Source organism: Ciceribacter ferrooxidans (assembly GCF_004137355.1).
In the GTDB taxonomy this organism is placed as follows: Bacteria; Pseudomonadota; Alphaproteobacteria; order Rhizobiales; family Rhizobiaceae; genus Allorhizobium; species Allorhizobium ferrooxidans.
This window is the reverse complement of sequence record NZ_SDVB01000291.1, coordinates 1-259: the sequence shown is the minus strand read 5'-3', so window position 1 is coordinate 259 and position 259 is coordinate 1. Positions and strand designations below refer to the sequence as shown.

Sequence of the window (259 nt, the reverse complement as noted above, 5' to 3'; positions counted from 1 at the left end):
GACCAGCCCGAGGAGGTCACCACGGAGTGGGCGCCCGGTTTCGTCCGCCACCAGCGGGCGGTCACCGTCGCCGTCGGTCGAAATGATCGCGTCGAGCCTGTGGTCGACAGACCATTTCAGGAGCAAGGCCTCCGTCTCTGCGGAGACCGCTTCGGTATCGACCGGGATGAACGTTTCGGAGCGACCGAGTGGAACGACGGTCGCGCCATATTGCCCGAAGACAGTCGTCATCATGTCACGGGCGACACTGCTGTGTTCA

General features: G+C 63.7%; 1 pseudogene. It reads right to left on the bottom strand.

Going from position 1 to position 259, the window contains the following annotated elements:
• Positions 1-259, bottom strand: a pseudogene (locus EUU22_RS20105) (phosphomannomutase); the annotation flags it as partial.